Genomic DNA, 15,131 nt, shown 5'->3' with positions numbered 1-15,131 from the left:
TGTGAAATGGGCGTGGCTGAGAGCGAGGCCGAGGAATATGAGTACGAGGACACGCCCGCCATTCCGGCCCGCACCGCGTTCCGCCGCTTCTGGCCGCTGACCGGAGGGCTGCGCCGCTGGCTGCTCCTGGTCTGGGTGTGCACGGTGATCGCCGCGCTGGCCGAGACCGAGGCCATCCTGCTCTTCAGCGACCTCACCGACCACGCCCTGCAGAAGGGTTCGCTCGCCGCGTTCTGGAGCCCGGCCGTCAAGTGGCTGGGCATCGCCGTCGTCGGCGCGCTGGTCGCGTACGCGGGCAACTCCCTTGCCGCGTGGGTGACCGAACGCTTCGTGATGCGGCTGCGCGAGCATGTCTTCGACCACGTCCAGCAGTTGCCCCCGCACTTCTTCCAGCACCACCGCCAGGGCGATCTGCTCTCCCGCCTGACCAGCGACGTCGAGGCGATCGAGACGATGGTCGTGTCCGGTCTGGTGGGCGCCGCCTCGGCCGCCTTCTCCGCCCTCTTCTACGCGGCCGCCGCGTTCTGGCTGCGCTGGGACCTGGCCGCCGCCACCTTCGTCCTCGCGCCCCTGTTCTGGCTGGCCGCGCGCCGTTTCTCCGGTGCCATCAAGGACGTCTCCCGCGAGGGCCGGGTCGCCGACGGCGCGATCACCTCCGTCGTCGAGGAGTCCCTCGGCAACATCGTGCTCACCCAGGCCTACGACCGCCGGGACGCCGAGCTCCGGCGGCTGCGCGAGGAGGCGAACGCCTGGTTCCGTGCCTCCGTCCGCTCGACCCGGCTGGGCGAGGCCTACGAGCAGCTCGTCCAGGTCATCGAGACGGTCTGTGTGCTCGCCGTGATCGGCATCGGCGCCTGGGAGATCTCCACCGGGCGTATGACGCTCGGCCAGCTCCTCGCCTTCGCCGCGTTCCTCGGCTACCTCTATCCGCCGGTGCGCGGGCTGGCTCAGCTCGGGCTCACGGTCACCGCGGCCACGGCGGGCGCCGAGCGGCTGATCGAGATCCTGGACGTGCGGCCCTCGGTCACCGACCCGCGGCACGGCACCGAGACCGGCCGCCCGGACGGCACGGTCGAGGCGCGGGGTGTCTCCTTCCGCTACCCCGGCGCGGACAAGGCCGCCCTCCAGGGACTCTCCTTCGCGGTCAGCCCCGGCGAACTGGTGATCATCACCGGCCCGAGCGGTGCCGGAAAGTCCACGGTCTCCAAGCTCCTGCTCCGCTTCTACGACCCGGACGCGGGAGACGTCCTCCTCGACGGCGTTCCGCTGCGCGACTTCCCGCTGGCCCGGCTGCGCGAGTACGTCACCCTCCTCCCGCAGGAGACCCTGGTCCTGCACGACACGGTCCGCGCCAACATCGCCTGCGGCCGCCCCGGCGCCAGCGACCGGGCGATCGAGGAGGCGGCGCGGGCGGCCGACGCGCACGACTTCATCGTCCGGCTCCCCGAGGGTTACGACACCGGAATCGATCCCAACTCGGCCCGGCTGTCCGGCGGCCAGCTCCAGCGTCTGGCGATCGCCCGCGCGATCCTGCGCGACGCACCGGTGCTGGTCCTGGACGAGCCGACCACGGGCCTGGACGCGATGGCCGCCCGCCGCGTCGTCAAACCCCTGCGCCGTCTGATGGCGGGCCGTACGACGATCATGATCACGCACGACCTCAACCTCGCCCCCGACGCCGACCGCATCCTCGTCGTCGACCGCGGCCGCATCGTGGAGACCGGCCGTCACGACGAACTCCTCGCCCGGGGCGGGGCGTACGCGCGGCTGCACCGCTCACAGAACAACGCGTCCATGGACACGGCCGAGCTGCGGCTGCCGCTGTTCGAGGAGGAGCCCCCGCCCGCACCGGCGCAGGCGCCGGTGTACGAGTACACGACCGGGTACGGGCCGTACGGTCACGACCCGTACCCGGCCCAGGCCGCCGGTCCGGTCTCCGCCCAGGGCGCCACCTGGCCCCGGCCCGCGCACGAGGAGCCGTGGCCCGGCCTCTGAAACCAGCCTCTGAAACCAGCCTCTGAAACCGGTCTCTGAAACCGGTCTCTGAAACCGGTCTCGGGACCGGTATCCGAGAGGGGTGCATCTCACCATCCAGGACAGTTCCATAAGCAGTTCACACCCCTGACGAAGTCCATTACCCTGGACTCGGTAGTACATGGAGATGTACATGATCTGATCCGAGCCAGCACAGGACCGCCGTGAGCACCGTCAACAGCCCCAGCGCCGCCACCTCGATGTCATCGATGCCGCCGCAGTCTTCGCGCACCCCCGGCCGCCTCGGCTCGCTGGGTCCGGTCGGCCTGGTGCTGGCCGGAGGTGTCTCGGTGCAGTTCGGCGGCGCCCTCGCGGTCACCCTGATGCCGAGGGCCGGAGCCCTCGGCGTCGTCACCCTGCGTCTGCTCGCGGCGGCGATCGTCCTGCTCGTGGTCTGCCGCCCCCGGCTGCGCGGCCACTCCCGCACCGACTGGGGCACGGTGCTCGTCTTCGGCATCACCATGGGCGCGATGAACGGCCTCTTCTACGAGGCGGTGGCCCGCATCCCGCTCGGCCCCGCCGTCACCCTGGAGGTCCTCGGCCCGCTGGCCCTGTCCGTCCTGGCCTCCCGCCGTGCGATCAACGCGCTCTGGGCGGGCCTCGCCCTCGCGGGCGTGTTCCTGCTCGGCGGCGGAGGCTTCAGCGACCTCGACCCCATAGGCGTCGCCTTTGCCCTGGGCGCCGGCGCCATGTGGGCGTCATACATAGTCTTCAGCGCCCGTACCGGCCGCCGCTTCCCGCAGGCGGACGGACTGGCGCTGGCCATGGCGATCGCGGCCCTGCTCTTCCTCCCCCTCGGCATCGTCGACGCAGGCAGCCGTCTCCTCGACCCCGGCACCGTCGCGCTCGGCTCGGCGGTGGCCCTGCTCTCCTCGGTCCTGCCCTACACCCTCGAACTCCTCGCCCTGCGCCGCCTGCCCGCCTCCACCTTCGCCATCCTGATGAGCCTGGAGCCGGCCCTCGCGGCGACGGCCGGCTTCCTGATCCTCGGCCAGGCCCTGTCCGCCGCGGAGGCCGCCGCGATCGCCCTGGTCATCGCGGCGAGCATCGGCGCGGTACGGACCCAGGTGGGCCGGAGCAAGGTGCCGCCCCTTCCGGCCGAGGGTCAGTAGGCGTCAGCGGGCGCCGGACGGCGTCAGCGGGCGGGTTTCTCCCACACCGACACATGCTGTCGGCTCTCGCCGGTGAAGGGCTCCCGGGTCCAGCCGTCCCACCGCTCGCGCAGCCGCAGCCCCGCGAGCCGGGCCATCAGGTCCAGCTCGGCCGGCCACACGTACCGGAACGGGACCGCCAGATATGTACCGCGGCCGTCCACGACCTCCACATGGTGCGAGGTGAGCGACTGCGTCGCCACGTCGTAGAGATCGAAGCCCAGCCGCCCGCCGTCCACACGGAAGGGCACCGCGTCCTGCCCGGGCGGCAGCCGCCGCAGATCGGGCACCCCGACCTCGACGACGAAGCGGCCGCCGGGCTCCAGATGGGCCGCGGCGTTGCAAAAGCAGTCCACCTGGGCGTCCTGCGAGGTCAGATTCATGATCGTGTTGTAGACGAGGTAGGCGAGGGAGAAGGTGCCGTCCACCCTCGTGGTCGCGAAGTCCCCGATCGTCACCCCGATCCCGTCCCCGCCCGGCTTGGCCCGCAGCCGCTCCACCATCGCCCGGGACAGATCGACGCCGTGCACCTCGACCCCGCGCCCCGCGAGCGGCAGCGCGATCCGTCCGGTGCCGACGCCCAGCTCCAGGGCCCGGCCCCCCTCACCCGCCAGCTCCGCCAGGAAGCCGACGGCCGGTTCCACGACCTCCGCCTCGAACATCCCCGCGGCCGACTCGTCGTACGTGGCCGCTACCGACTCTCCGAAGTAACCGTCGTCATCGAGCACCGGCCGACGGTACTGCGGCGCCCACCCGCCACGCGCGCCCTTTTCCACGGGCGGCGGCAAGGGCCCGGGAACCGACGGGCGCTGATCGGACGTCCATGATCCAGGATCATGAACTACGCATGCCACACCGCCGAACTCCTCGCCGAACAGGAACTGCCGGGTTACCGCGACTGCTCCACCCGGCATGACTCGTTCCTGGTGCGCGACCGCTCCTGCTGGCTGGTCTCCCGGTCCGGGGACGAGACGGTCGTGTGCAGGGTGGCCGCGGACGCCTCCCGCCTCTTCGCCGAACAGCGCCACTGGCCCTGCCCGCGGTCCGGTGAGGAGCACGGGTTCGCCTCGCCACTGCCGGACGGCGGTCTCGCGCTGATCGTCAACGGCCTGGTCACGGTGTACGACATCGCGGGGCGCGTGCGGTGGACGTACAGGTTCCAGCCGTGGCCGGACGCGCACAACGCCACCCCCGCCTGCACCCCGGACGCGTCGGGCCGCCGTCTTCTCGTCACCACCACGGGCCGACCGGGCCGGGACGGCCTGTACCGGGGAGACCTGTGCGTCGCCCTCGATCTGGCCGACGGACGACACGTCACCGACACGGTGCTGCCGTCGGCGACGGCGGGCTACATCTTCCAGCAGTCCCGCACCGACCCGGGTCAGGTGTTCCTGGACGCGTTGATGGGCGACACGTTCCACTCCCTTGAGGTCACCCTGCGGGACGATGCCCTGCACACGGCGAACATAGGCCTGGAGAACGACCCGTTCGCCGGGCTGAGCCTCGACGGGGCGGTGATCAAGACGGACGTGGGAGGCGAGTGGATCAGCCGTTGGGAGGCGGGTGCGGAAGACGTCGTCGCCGAAGTCGGGGAGACGCTTCCCGAGGGCCTGCGCTTCGTCGGCCATCGCCCCGGTTTCCTCGACCGGGACCGGGTCCTGGCCGCTGTCGCCGAGGAGGAGGACACGGAGGACAACCGCCACCTGATCCTGGACGGCCACACTCTCCGGCCCACCGGCGAGCTCGCCTATCCCGGCACCACGTGCTGCGACCCCCTCGCTCTCGGCGACGGCACCTGGCTGACGACAGAAGGAGACCTCGTGCGCAGGTGGCGGCCGACCGGCACGCGATGACCACGTCACTCGACGCCCCCACCACCCACCAGGGATCTCCCGCACATGACCCGTACCACCCCGCCCCGCCCCGTCGACGTGGCGGCGATCTTCCCTGAACTCACCCCGACGCGCCGCACCGCCACGCGTCTGCACCCCCGCCGCGGGACCCCCACGACGCACGACAGTTCGGCCGGCGGCCCGCTGCTGTGGCCCGCCGACGAGCCCTGGCCGGTCTGTGTGATCCCGCACAAGCGCGGGAGCGGCTACCGCTATGCCGACGTACTGCGCGAGCGCGAGATCCTGCGGCGGGCCTGGCGGCGCGACCCACGGACCGGGCCGAACGCCGAGGAACGGGAGGAACTCGCGGGGTTCAAGCGCGGCCGGCACGCCCCGCATCTCGCCGACACGGACCCCGTTCCGCTGATCGCCGTGGCCCAGTTGTACCGGCGTGACGTCCCCGCACTGCCCGACACGGGGGAGGGCGACCTGCTCCAGGTGTTCTGGTGCGGCTTCGAAAGGCACGGGGACAGCCGCTACGAGCCCCACGTACAGCTGCGCCGGCGTCACTCGGAGGACGTCGCAACCGTTCTGGCCGAGCAGCCGGTACCGGAGGTCGTCGGCCGCCCCGAACTCGTCCCGTCCCCCTGCGTGCTGCATCCCGAGGAGATCGTCGAGTACCCGTGGATCGAAGTCCTCGCCCCTTCCCTGCAGGACCGTATCGCCGCATGGGCAGGACCGGAGGACGAAGGCGACCGATACGTCTGCGACCTGTCCACCGCACCCGGCTGGAAGGTCGGCGGCCACATCGCCTGGAACCTCACCGGACCGGGCCCCCTCAGCTGCTCCGTCTGCCGCGCGGAACGCGTCCCCCTCCTCACCGTGTCCGACCGCGAATGGGACAGCGGCACCACGAGCTGGCTCCCCCACGAGGACCAGCGGGACCCCAACGCCGAGCGGGCGAACACCCCCACCGGCGTCTCGCCGGGCCGCGGCCGCCTGATCATCACGGTGTGCCCACGCGACCCGGGACACCCGATCCGCGTCATCACCCAGTGAGCGGATCACCTGCGACAGCAACGGTGTGATCATCCCCGACGATGCTCACTGAGAGTAGTGGTTCACGTGCGCACGGGAGTCGCCCTTGTGGAAAAGTGGCCCCGTGACCGGCACCAGCGACACCACCCCCCGCCCGCTGAAGATCACCGCCCGTGGCCGAGCCGTGCTCGCCGACCCCCGGATCAATCGCGGCACCGCGTTCACCGGAGCGGAACGCCGGGCCCTGGACCTCGTCGGTCTGATCCCTCCCCATGTGCTCACCCAGGACGAGCAGGCCGAACGGGCCTACGCCCAGTTCCGGCAGCAGCCGGACGACCTCGCCAAGAGCGTCAACCTGACCAACCTGCACGACCGCAACGAGGCGCTGTTCTACCGGCTCGTCGGCGACCACCTCGAAGAGATGCTGCCCATCGTCTACACCCCCACCGTGGGCACGGCCATCGAGCGCTACAGCTACGAGTACCGCCGCCCGCGCGGGATCTACCTCTCCGTGGACGCCCCGGACGACATCGAGCGCTCCCTGCGCGCGAGCGGCCTCGGCGCCGACGACGTCGATCTGATCGTGGCCACCGACGGCGAGGGCATCCTCGGCATCGGCGACTGGGGCGTCGGCGGCATCGACATCGCCGTCGGCAAGCTCGCCGTCTACACGGCCGCCGCCGGCATCGACCCACGCCGCACCCTGCCGGTCATGCTCGACGTCGGCACCAACCGTCAGGAACTCCTCGACAATCCCCTCTACCTCGGCAACCGGCACCCCCGCGCCGACCGCGACACCTACGACGCCTTCATCGACGCCTACGTCACCACGGCGACCAGGCTCTTCCCGAAAGCCCTGCTGCACTGGGAGGACTTCGGCACCGCCAACGCCCGCCGCATCCTCGACCGCTACCGCGACCGGGTGTGCACCTTCAACGACGACATCCAGGGCACCGGCGCCGTCAACCTCGCCGCCGTCCTCTCCGGCGCCCGGGCCGCCGGCCTGCCCCTGCCCCGGCACCGGATCGTGGTCTTCGGCGCGGGCACGGCCGGTATCGGCGTCGCCGAACAGCTCCGGGACGCCCTCGTCGCCGAGGGGCTGTCCGAGGCCGAGGCCACCGCCCGCTTCTGGTGCGTCGACCGGTACGGCCTGCTCACCGCCGACCAGGGCGACAAGCTCCGCGACTTCCAGGTGCCGTACGCCCGTCCCGCCGATGAGGTCGATGACTGGCGCCGTGACGAGAGCCTCCCCGGTGTTCCGCTGGACGAGGTGGTGCGCAGGGTGCGGCCGACCATCCTCATCGGCACCTCCGGCCAGGGCGGCGCCTTCAGCGAGACGATCGTCCGCGAGATGGCCCGGCACAGCGAGCGGCCGATCATCCTGCCCATGTCCAACCCCACCGCCCTCGCCGAGGCCGGCCCGGCCGACCTGCTCGACTGGACCGACGGCAAGGCGCTGGTGGCCACCGGCAGCCCCTTCGCGCCGGTCGAACGGGACGGTACGACGTACGAGATCGGCCAGGCCAACAACGCCCTGGTCTTCCCCGGTCTCGGCCTCGGCGCGGTCGTCGCGCGCGCCTCCCGGGTCACCGACCGCATGCTCCGTGCTGCGGCGGACGCGGTGGCCCGCCGGACGGACGACGCGGATGCCGCCCGGCCGAACACGCCGGTCCTCCCGCCGATCCGCGACCTGCGCCGCACGTCGGAGGCGGTCGCGGTGGCGGTGGCCGGGGCGGCGGCGGAGGAGGGAGTGGCACGGGCCGGTCTGGACGACGTCGAGGCGGCGGTCCGGGCGGCGCGGTGGGAGCCGGTGTATCCACCGGTGGACGCGGTGTGACGGACGGTGGGGGCAGCGCCCCCACCGGTCGGCTTCCGGTCAAATTCATGCAAGCACGCTTGATTGTTTCTGGTGCCGCTGCCATGCTCCCCCCATGTCCGACCCGACGCCCGTCTTCGACGACCTGCGCGAGGAAAGCGAACAACTCGACCTTCTGGTAACCGAGTTGACCGAGGAGCGGTGGGCGCTCGCGACGCCCGCGCCGCGCTGGACCATCGCCCACCAGATCGCCCATCTGCACTGGACCGACCAGGCCGCACTGCTCGCCGTGACGGACCCGGACGGCTTCCAGGAGTCCGTGAAACAGGCCCTGACCGCCCCCGACGCCTATGTGGACGAGGGCGCCGAGGAAGGCGCCCGGCTTCGGCCCGCCGAACTGCTGTCCCGGTGGCGGGAGGGCCGGGCCGCGCTCGACGGAGCGCTCAGGGCGGCGCCGAGCGGCGCCCGGTTCGCCTGGTTCGGGCCGCCCATGTCGGGCGCCGCCATGGCCACGGGCCGGCTCATGGAGACCTGGGCCCATGGCCAGGATGTCGCAGACGCCCTAGGTGTGGTGCGCCCACCCACCGACCGACTCCGCCATGTGGTCCGCATCGGGGTGCGGGCGCGGGACTTCGCCTTCGGCGTGCACGGCCTGCCCGTGCCGGGCGAGGAGTTCCGCGTCGAAGTGACGGCCCCGTCCGGCGAGGTGTGGACCTATGGAGAGCCCGACGCGCGCCAGCGTGTCACCGGCCCCGCCCTCGACTTCTGCCTCCTGGTCACCCAGCGCGCCCACCGCGCCGACCTCACCCTCCACGCCGAGGGCTCCGACGCCGACCGCTGGCTCGACATCGCCCAGGCCTTCGCGGGCCCGCCCGGCACCGGCCGCCCGCCGAAGGGGACCCCGGAGTGACGGTTCTGCGCATCGGTAACTTCTCTGGCTTCTACGGCGACCGCGCCGGTGCCCTGCGCGAGATGCTCACCGGCGGCGAGGTCGACGTCCTCACCGGCGACTATCTCGCCGAGCTGACCATGCTGATCCTCGGCCGGGACCGGCTGAAGGACCCGGCCGCCGGCTACGCCCGCACGTTCCTGCGCCAGCTGGAGGACTGCCTCGGCCTCGCCCATGAGCGCGGGGTGCGGATCGTCACCAACGCGGGCGGTCTCAACCCGGCCCGACTCGCCGATGAGGTACGGCTGTTGGCCGACCGGCTCGGCATCCCGGTCCGGGTCGCGCACGTCGAGGGCGACGACCTGACCGCCGCCCACCCCGGCACCCTCGCCGCCCACGCCTACCTCGGCGGGTTCGGCATCGCCGAATGCCTGCGGGCCGGCGCCGACATCGTGATCACCGGCCGGGTGACCGACGCGGCGCTCGTCACCGGGCCCGCCGCCGCCCACTTCGGCTGGCGGCCCGGGGAGTACGACCGCCTCGCGGGCGCCGTCGTCGCCGGGCACGTCCTGGAGTGCGGGACCCAGGCGACCGGCGGGAACTACGCGTTCTTCACCGAGGGCGACGTACGCCGTCCGGGCTTCCCGCTCGCCGAGATCCACGCCGACGGCACCAGCGTCATCACCAAACACCCCGGCACCGGCGGCTTCGTCGACACCGGCACGATCACCGCCCAGCTGCTCTACGAGACCGGCGGCGCCCGGTACGCGGGCCCCGACGTCACCGCCCGGCTGGACACCGTACGGCTGAGCCAGGACGGTCCTGACCGGGTGCGGATCGAGGGCGTGCGCGGGGAGGCACCCCCGCCGACCCTCAAGGTGGGGCTCAACCGGCTCGGCGGCTTCCGCAACGAGGTCGCCTTCGTCCTCACCGGACTCGACATCGAGGCCAAGGCGGCCCTGGTCCGGGAGCAGCTGTCCGAGGCCCTGGCGAAGTCCCCGCCGGCAGAGGTCCGCTGGGACCTGGTGCGCACCGACCGGCCCGACGCCGACACCGAGGAGACCGCGAGCGCCCTGCTGCGACTCGTCGTACGGGACCCGGACCAGCAGGTCGTGGGCCGGGCGCTGAGCGGGGCGGCCGTGGAGCTGGCACTGGCCAGCTACCCCGGGTTCCATGTGCTGGCGCCACCCGGAAAGGGTGCCCCCTATGGGGTCTTCGAGGGTGTGTACGTCCCCCATGGTGTCGTCGACCATGTGGCGGTCCTCGACGACGGACGCCGTATCCCTGTGTCCCCGCCCCAGGAGACACGCGCCCTGGACGACGCACCGCAGCCGCCCCTGCCCGAGCCCCTCCCTGCCGGACCGACCCGCCGGGCGCCCCTCGGCCTCGTCGCCGGCGCCCGCAGCGGGGACAAGGGCGGGAACGCCAACGTGGGTGTGTGGGCGCGGTCCGACGAGGCCTGGCGGTGGCTCGTCCACGAGCTGACCGCCGACCGTTTCCGGGAGCTGATCCCCGAGAGCCGCGATCTGCCCGTCACCCGGCACGTGCTGCCAGGCCTCCGCGCCCTCAACTTCGTCGTGGAGGGCATCCTCGGCGCGGGCGTCGCCGCCCAGCACCGCTTCGACCCGCAGGCCAAGGCCCTCGGCGAATGGCTGCGCTCCCGCCACCTGGACATCCCGGAGGCCCTGCTTTGACCGTCCTGTCCTCCGCCCTCGACATCAACGGCCCGGACCACCGGGCGAACCGCGAGGCCATGCTCGCCAAGCTCGCCGACCTGGAGGCCGAGCACGCCAAAGCCCTCGCGGGCGGCGGCGAGAAGTACGTCCAGCGGCACCGGGGGCGCGGCAAGCTGCTCGCCCGCGAGCGCATCGAGCTGCTCCTCGACCCGGACACCCCGTTCCTGGAGCTGTCCCCGCTGGCCGCCTGGGGCAGCGACTACACGGTCGGCGCCTCCCTGGTCACCGGCATCGGCGTGGTCGCGGGCGTGGAGTGCCTGATCACCGCCAACGACCCGACCGTGCGCGGCGGCGCCAGCAACCCCTGGAGCCTGAAGAAGGCCCTGCGCGCCAACGACATCGCGCTCGCCAACCGGCTGCCCTGCATCAGCCTGGTGGAGTCCGGGGGAGCCGATCTGCCGTCCCAGAAGGAGATCTTCATCCCGGGCGGCGCCATCTTCCGCGACCTCACCCGGCTCTCCGCCGCCGGCATCCCGACCGTCGCCGTCGTCTTCGGCAACTCCACCGCCGGCGGCGCGTACATCCCCGGCATGTCCGACCACGTGATCATGGTCAAGGAGCGGGCGAAGGTCTTCCTCGGCGGCCCGCCGCTGGTGAAGATGGCGACCGGCGAGGAGAGCGACGACGAGTCCCTGGGCGGCGCCGAGATGCACGCCCGCGTGTCGGGCCTCGCCGACTACTTCGCCGTGGACGAGCAGGACGCGCTGCGCCAGGCGCGCCGCGTGGTCGCCCGCCTCAACCACCGCAAGGCGTACGGCGATCCGGGCCCGGCCACCCCGCCCGAGTACGACCCGGAGGAACTGCTCGGCATCGTCCCGGGCGACCTGAAGATCCCCTTCGACCCGCGCGAGGTCATCGCCCGGATCGTCGACGGCTCCGACTTCGACGAGTTCAAGCCGCTGTACGGCACCAGCCTCGCCACCGGCTGGGCGAGCCTGCACGGCTACCCCGTCGGCATCCTGGCCAACGCCCAGGGCGTCCTGTTCAGCGAGGAGTCGCAGAAGGCCGCCCAGTTCATCCAGCTCGCCAACCAGCGCGACATCCCGCTGCTCTTCCTGCACAACACCACCGGCTACATGGTCGGCAAGGAGTACGAGCAGGGCGGGATCATCAAGCACGGCGCGATGATGATCAACGCGGTGAGCAACAGCCGCGTCCCCCACCTGTCCGTCCTCATCGGGTCCTCCTACGGCGCCGGGCACTACGGCATGTGCGGGCGCGCCTACGACCCCCGCTTCCTGTTCGCCTGGCCCAGCGCCAAGTCGGCCGTCATGGGCCCGCAGCAGCTCGCGGGTGTGCTCTCGATCGTCGCCCGGCAGTCGGCGGCGGCCAAGGGAGCGCCGTACGACGAGGACGCGGACGCCGCCCTGCGCGCCATGGTGGAGCAGCAGGTCGAGTCCGAGTCGCTGCCGATGTTCCTGTCCGGGCGGCTGTACGACGACGGCGTCATCGACCCGCGCGACACCCGCACCGTCCTCGGCCTGTGCCTGTCCGCGATCCACACCGCCCCCTACGAGGGCGCGCGGGGCGGCTTCGGCGTCTTCCGGATGTGAGGCTCATGATTTCGACTCTGCTCGTCGCCAACCGGGGCGAGATCGCCTGCCGGATCTTCCGCACCTGTGGTGAGTTGGGAATCCGGACGGTCGCCGTGCACTCGGACGCGGACGAGAACGCGCTCCACGCGCGCGTGGCCGACACGGCCGTACGGCTGCCGGGGGCGACGCCCGCCCAGACGTATCTGCGCGGCGACCTGATCGTGAAGGCGGCGCTGGCCGCCGGCGCGGACGCCGTGCACCCCGGATACGGCTTCCTCTCCGAGAACCCCGACTTCGCCCGTGCCGTCCGCGACGCCGGCCTGGTCTGGATCGGCCCGCCGCCGGAGGCGATCGAGGCGATGGCGTCCAAGACGCGCGCCAAGGAGCTGATGGGGATCGCCCCCCTCGGGGAGGTCACCGAGGCCGATCTGCCGGTGCTCGTCAAGGCGGCCGCGGGCGGCGGCGGACGCGGGATGCGGATCGTGCGCGGCCTGGAGGAGCTGAGCGCCGCGCTGGAGGGCGCGCGCGCCGAGGCCGCGAGCGCCTTCGGCGACGGCGAGGTCTTCGTCGAGCCCTACATCGAACGCGGCCGCCACGTCGAGGTGCAGATCCTCGCCGACACCCACGGCACGATCTGGACACTCGGCACCCGCGACTGCTCCCTCCAGCGCCGCCACCAGAAGGTGATCGAGGAAGCCCCGGCACCCGGCCTCTCCGAGGGGCTCACGGAGGATCTGTACGCGCTGGCCGTACAGGCCGCCTCCGCCGTCGGCTACGTGGGCGCCGGGACCGTCGAGTTCCTGGTCGCCGACGGCCGCGCGCACTTCCTGGAGATGAACACCCGCCTTCAGGTCGAACACCCCGTCACGGAGGAGGTGTTCGGCATCGACCTGGTCGCCGAACAGCTCCGTGTCGCCGAGGGCCACGCCCTCCCGAAAGACCCGCCACGCGCGCGCGGCCACGCGATCGAGGCCCGACTGTACGCCGAGGACCCCGCCCGCGACTGGGCCCCGCAGACCGGCACCCTGCACCGCCTCGCCGTACCCGCAGGGGTCCGCCTCGACACCGGCTACACCGACGGCGACGTGATCGGCGTCCACTACGACCCGATGCTCGCCAAGGCCGTCGCCCACGCGCCCACGCGCGCGGAGGCCCTCCGCAAGCTCGCGGGCGCCCTGGAACGTGCCGCGCTCCACGGCCCGGTCACCAACCGGGACCTGCTGGTCCGCTCCCTGCGGCACGAGGAGTTCACGGCGGGCCGCATGGACACCGCCTTCTACGACCGCCACCTCACCGACCTGACCGGCCCCGCCCCCGACCCCTACGCCCCGCTGGCCGCCGCCCTCGCCGACGCCCACGGCCGCTCCCGCTTCGGCGGCTGGCGCAACCTGCCCTCGCAGCCGCAGGTCAAGCGGTACGAGATGGCGGGCGAGGAGCGCGAGGTCCGCTACCGGCACACCCGGCAGGGCCTCGCCGCCGACGGGGTACGGGTCGTCCACGCCGACGCCCGCCTGGTCGTACTCGAAGCGGACGGCGTACAGCGGCGCTTCGAGATCGCACGCTACGGCGACCAGGTCCACGTCAACTCCACCGCCCTCACCGCCCTGCCCCGCTTCCCCGACCCGACGGCCCAGCACGCCCCCGGCTCCCTGCTCGCGCCGATGCCGGGCACGGTCGTGCGCATCGCCGAGGGCCTGACGGAAGGGACGCCCGTACAGGCCGGAGATCCCCTGATCTGGCTGGAGGCGATGAAGATGCAGCACCAGATCTCGGCACCGGCCACAGGAACACTCACGGCCCTGCACGCCAGACCTGGGCAGCAGGTGGAGCCGGGCATGTTGCTGGCGGTGGTGCAAGAAACCTAGGGGCGCGGGGAACTGCGCGAGAAACCACACCCAACCCGCACGCGGAGGACTCGCATGACCACCCACCTCGAATCCGAAGAACACAAGGCCCTTCGGTCCGCGGTAGCCGCCCTGGGCAGGCGCTACGGCCGCGACTACCTCACCCGCGCGGTCGCCGAAGGCAAGCCCCTCAGCGAACTCTGGTCCGAGGCGGGGAAACTCGGCTACCTCGGCGTCAACCTCCCGGAGGAACACGGAGGCGGAGGCGGCGGCATCACCGAACTCTCCATAGTCCTGGAAGAGTTGGGCGCAGCCGGATCGCCCCTGCTCATGCTGGTGGTGTCACCGGCCATCTGCGGCACCGTGATCTCCCGCTTCGGTACGGAGGCCCAGAAGGAGACGTGGCTCCCCGGAATCGCCGACGGCACCCGTCTCATGGCCTTCGGCATCACCGAACCCGACGCCGGCTCCAACAGCCACCGCATCGCCACGACGGCGCGCAAGGACGGCGCCGACTGGCTCCTCACCGGCCGAAAGGTCTTCATCTCCGGTGTCGACATGGCCGACGCCGTCCTGATCGTCGGCCGCACCGAAGACGCCCGCACCGGACGCCTCAAGCCCTGCCTGTTCATCGTCCCCACGGACGCGGAGGGCTTCCACAAGAACCCCATCGACATGGAGCTCAACGCCGCCGAGAAGCAGTTCGAGCTGGTCCTGGACGACGTACGGCTGCCGGCCGACGCGCTCGTCGGCGACGAGGACGCCGGTCTGCTGCAGCTGTTCGCCGGACTCAACCCCGAACGCATCATGACCGCCGCCTTCGCGATCGGCATGGGCCGCTACGCGCTCTCCAAAGCGATCGAGTACGCCCGCGACCGCACCGTCTGGAAGGCCCCCATCGGCTCCCACCAGGCCATCGCCCACCCCCTCGCACAGGCGCACATCGACCTGGAACTGGCCAGGCTGATGATGCAGAAGGCGGCCCATCTGTACGACGCCGGCGACGACATCGGCGCGGGCGAGGCGGCCAACATGGCCAAGTACGCGGCCGGAGAGGCCTGTGTGAAGGCCGTCGACCAGGCCGTCCACACCCTCGGCGGCAACGGCCTCACGCGCGAGTTCGGGCTCGCCTCGTTGATAACGGCGGCGCGTGTGGCTCGTATTGCTCCGGTGAGCCGGGAGATGATTCTCAACTACGTTTCCCACCAGACCCTGGGCCTGCCCAAGTCGTACTAGGCCGCCGCAGCCGCATGGAG

11 protein-coding genes are annotated in these 15,131 nt (G+C 72.0%); 10 read left to right on the top strand and 1 reads right to left on the bottom strand.

All coding sequences use genetic code 11. The features are described from left to right. Positions 1–12 precede the first annotated feature (12 nt). The gene (locus AVL59_RS44635; RefSeq protein WP_372450398.1) at positions 13–1,995 is read left to right on the top strand and encodes an ABC transporter ATP-binding protein; all 1,983 of its coding nucleotides are present in this window, start codon (positions 13–15) and stop codon (positions 1,993–1,995) included. 239 nt (positions 1,996–2,234) lie between these two features. Next, on the top strand, positions 2,235–3,146 hold the full coding sequence (locus tag AVL59_RS44630) for an EamA family transporter (protein WP_067318518.1): 912 nt from the start codon (positions 2,235–2,237) through the stop codon (positions 3,144–3,146). A 23-nt stretch (positions 3,147–3,169) separates the two neighbouring features. Here AVL59_RS44630 and AVL59_RS44625 read toward each other — a convergent pair whose 3' ends face one another. Then, positions 3,170–3,913, bottom strand: coding sequence for a class I SAM-dependent methyltransferase (locus tag AVL59_RS44625; RefSeq protein WP_067315880.1), 744 nt, complete (start codon positions 3,911–3,913; stop codon positions 3,170–3,172). 108 nt (positions 3,914–4,021) lie between these two features. Here AVL59_RS44625 and AVL59_RS44620 point away from each other — a divergent pair, with 108 nt between their 5' ends. The 8 genes from AVL59_RS44620 to AVL59_RS44585 all read left to right on the top strand — a co-directional run bounded on the left by AVL59_RS44620 (position 4,022) and on the right by AVL59_RS44585 (position 15,111). Then, positions 4,022–5,038, top strand: coding sequence for a hypothetical protein (locus tag AVL59_RS44620; RefSeq protein WP_067315878.1), 1,017 nt, complete (start codon positions 4,022–4,024; stop codon positions 5,036–5,038). A 45-nt stretch (positions 5,039–5,083) separates the two neighbouring features. Further along, positions 5,084–6,076, top strand: coding sequence for a hypothetical protein (locus tag AVL59_RS44615; RefSeq protein ID WP_067315875.1), 993 nt, complete (start codon positions 5,084–5,086; stop codon positions 6,074–6,076). Between the two features lie 103 nt (positions 6,077–6,179). Next, positions 6,180–7,892 carry an NAD-dependent malic enzyme gene (locus AVL59_RS44610; protein ID WP_067315873.1) on the top strand — a complete coding sequence of 571 codons (1,713 nt, stop codon included), beginning with the start codon at positions 6,180–6,182 and terminating at the stop codon, positions 7,890–7,892. A gap of 94 nt (positions 7,893–7,986) precedes the next feature. Then, positions 7,987–8,781, top strand: coding sequence for a TIGR03084 family metal-binding protein (locus tag AVL59_RS44605; RefSeq protein WP_067315871.1), 795 nt, complete (start codon positions 7,987–7,989; stop codon positions 8,779–8,781). Further along, positions 8,778–10,454, top strand: coding sequence for an acyclic terpene utilization AtuA family protein (locus AVL59_RS44600; RefSeq protein WP_067315868.1), 1,677 nt, complete (start codon positions 8,778–8,780; stop codon positions 10,452–10,454). The genes AVL59_RS44605 and AVL59_RS44600 overlap by 4 nt, the downstream gene beginning before the upstream one ends. Next, positions 10,451–12,049: an acyl-CoA carboxylase subunit beta gene (locus tag AVL59_RS44595; protein ID WP_067315865.1), complete on the top strand. Its 1,599-nt coding sequence runs from the start codon at positions 10,451–10,453 to the stop codon at positions 12,047–12,049. Before AVL59_RS44600 ends, AVL59_RS44595 begins: the two co-directional genes overlap by 4 nt. A gap of 5 nt (positions 12,050–12,054) precedes the next feature. Further along, complete coding sequence (locus tag AVL59_RS44590; RefSeq protein WP_067315863.1) at positions 12,055–13,896, top strand: acetyl/propionyl/methylcrotonyl-CoA carboxylase subunit alpha; 1,842 nt, start codon at positions 12,055–12,057, stop codon at positions 13,894–13,896. Positions 13,897–13,950: 54 nt separating this feature from the next. Continuing rightward, positions 13,951–15,111: an acyl-CoA dehydrogenase family protein gene (locus tag AVL59_RS44585; RefSeq protein ID WP_067315861.1), complete on the top strand. Its 1,161-nt coding sequence runs from the start codon at positions 13,951–13,953 to the stop codon at positions 15,109–15,111. Positions 15,112–15,131 lie beyond the last annotated feature (20 nt).

Origin of the sequence: Streptomyces griseochromogenes (assembly GCF_001542625.1) — a bacterium.
Taxonomy (GTDB): Bacteria; Actinomycetota; Actinomycetes; order Streptomycetales; family Streptomycetaceae; genus Streptomyces; species Streptomyces griseochromogenes.
This window is presented reverse-complemented; position numbering and strand designations above follow the sequence as displayed.